This is a genomic window from Legionella fairfieldensis ATCC 49588, assembly GCF_000621525.1.
Classification (GTDB): Bacteria; Pseudomonadota; Gammaproteobacteria; order Legionellales; family Legionellaceae; genus Tatlockia; species Tatlockia fairfieldensis.
Window position 1 is genome coordinate 1 of the sequence record NZ_JHYC01000059.1, and the last position, 1,657, is coordinate 1,657.

Here is a 1,657-nt window from a genome sequence, read left to right on the forward strand (position 1 = left end):
ATATTAAATGCGCTTGATGAAATAATGGATCTTATTAGAGTAAGTTTGCCTAAATTGATTATAGAAGAAGTCAATGAAGAACCTCATCTTAATTTAGTTCAAAACAGTAGAGATAATTCAGTGAAAGAGATAAACGATAAGCATGAGTTTCAGTAATTTACTATTTGACAGAATAAGGTGGCTTTTTTTAATAAATAACCGAAATGATGATAGGCTTCGTTTTGATAAAGCATGGAAGCAAGGTGTTGCAAAAGTGGGTGTGGAATTTTTCAATCGAAAAGCGTCGTCTCTTGAAGCGGTTGAGAAAAGATGGTAGTTAGAACCCAATTATCAATTCATTAAAGAGGCGATAGGAGGCTACAGCCATGGTAAACAAGTATTGCTAGCCCTGTTGTACTCATTTTTTGATCCGGAGTATGGTCAAGAACTGCTTGAGAAAGTTGGAGCAGCTAACTTTGTTGATGCTCGCTCTTACCTCGATCAAGAAGGGATTGGCATTATTTCTGAACTTTGGAATAGTCATTATGGATGGTGACAATCTTTAATGCTGCAAGAACACTTTTAGAAAACGGCTTAATTCAGGATTAACTTTTTATTCCATAGAGTCCTGCTATAGGTTAGTTGTTGTAGCTATTCTGGTTTTTGCGGAACTTTTAATTTTCAGGATAAGCGCACCAAATAAATATTTTTTCTTCTGCTTCATTCGGAAAGATAGTGTTAGGGTCATTGTACACCTTTTCTACAAAATCTGGCGTATGAATAAAATTTATAAGAACTATTTTTGAAAATTTCTTTAATTTTTCTTTTATCTCATTTTTGAGAAGAAACTCCGAAATTTCTTTTTTAAGAAAGTTATACTCCTGAGAATATAAAAATCCAGCGCCATTATTGTTATTAAATTCAACAAGCAAAATCGGTGTGTATTTTTTATCATTTTCACAATCCAATTTTTTTAAAATAGCCTCTTTAATTTTATTTATTGTTAGGGTGTTTTCATCTTGCTGGTTCAATTCATTTTTATTTTTTATGCTGGCTTGTTTAGGTTTTAAAGATTTGGGCTTCCAATCGACAGCCAAGGTAACATCAACAAAAAATTCATTGCCATTTGTCATCTGCACCTTAGCATCAAATTCTGGATTACTAATGTTATCAGGAATTAAGATATTGGATATTCCATCCATATTTTTTAAATATAATGCAAGCGGAAAAAGCTCTTCTTTGATTTTTTTTAAATTATCATTGAAGGTTTTTCCTTTACTTTTATTTTTTTGCCGTAGTGTTTCTTTTCCGCCATCATTATATGCATATTTCAATGTCGATAAACATTTTTCATATAAACCTTCACGAGAGTAGCTTGTGTATATAATATTTTCATCCAATTATTTAATTCCTTTAAATCACGCATTAAATCAGTATGTATACTATTGTACTTGAAGGCGTAATAAAAATGACCAAAAACTTAACTTTGAATGCTTAATTACAATAATTAACTTTCCATACTTGATTTTCATAATCACAAAAAAGTAGAAGGAGTGGGGTAGGAGCGCCTCAAACCCCTCTCCGTTTTCCTTGCTATCAGTAATTGATATATATCAGTAATTGATATATACTGTATTTATGAACTGGAAAATAAAAATAAAAATAAAAATAAAAATAA

Annotated in this window: 2 protein-coding genes; one reads left to right on the forward strand and one right to left on the reverse strand. The window is 31.0% G+C overall.

Features of this window, described 5'->3' with window-relative positions; translation table 11 throughout:
- Positions 1 to 379: 379 nt before the first annotated feature.
- Entirely contained in the window at positions 380 to 535 is a 156-nt protein-coding gene (locus T345_RS15460; protein ID WP_156935644.1) for a hypothetical protein, read from the forward strand.
- 118 nt (positions 536 to 653) lie between these two features.
- Here the strand turns inward: T345_RS15460 and T345_RS0110755 are convergent, their stop codons facing one another.
- Positions 654 to 1,379 carry a hypothetical protein gene (locus tag T345_RS0110755; protein ID WP_028389338.1) on the reverse strand — a complete coding sequence of 242 codons (726 nt, stop codon included), beginning with the start codon at positions 1,377 to 1,379 and terminating at the stop codon, positions 654 to 656.
- Positions 1,380 to 1,657: the final 278 nt, after the last annotated feature.